Raw genomic sequence first — 262 nt, 5'->3', positions numbered from 1 at the left:
ATTTAGGCTGTGTCAGCCGGTGACAATAAGCCACTAGTGCTGATATGGCTCAGTTGGTAGAGCACACCCTTGGTAAGGGTGAGGTCCCCAGTTCGAATCTGGGTATCAGCACCATAAAAAATTATTATAACTGCATAAACAGACGGTTATAAATACAGAATTTGCTTGGCGGCCATAGCGCAACGGTCCCACCTGATCCCATGCCGAACTCAGAAGTGAAACGTTGTAGCGCCGATGGTAGTGTGGGGTCTCCCCATGTGAG

The 262-nt window shown here is 48.9% G+C and carries 1 tRNA gene and 1 rRNA gene; both read left to right on the top strand.

Annotated elements, in window-relative coordinates:
• The first annotated feature begins 38 nt into the window (after positions 1–38).
• Positions 39–114: transfer RNA gene (locus ACNART_RS18030), tRNA-Thr, on the top strand.
• 50 nt (positions 115–164) lie between these two features.
• Positions 165–262 (top strand): 5S ribosomal RNA (gene rrf, locus ACNART_RS18025); the annotation flags it as partial.

This window comes from Proteus sp. LHD240705 (genome assembly GCF_047921555.1).
GTDB lineage: Bacteria > Pseudomonadota > Gammaproteobacteria > Enterobacterales > Enterobacteriaceae > Proteus.
The sequence above is the reverse complement of the archived record's forward strand: the minus strand, read 5'-3'. Positions and strand labels throughout refer to the sequence as shown.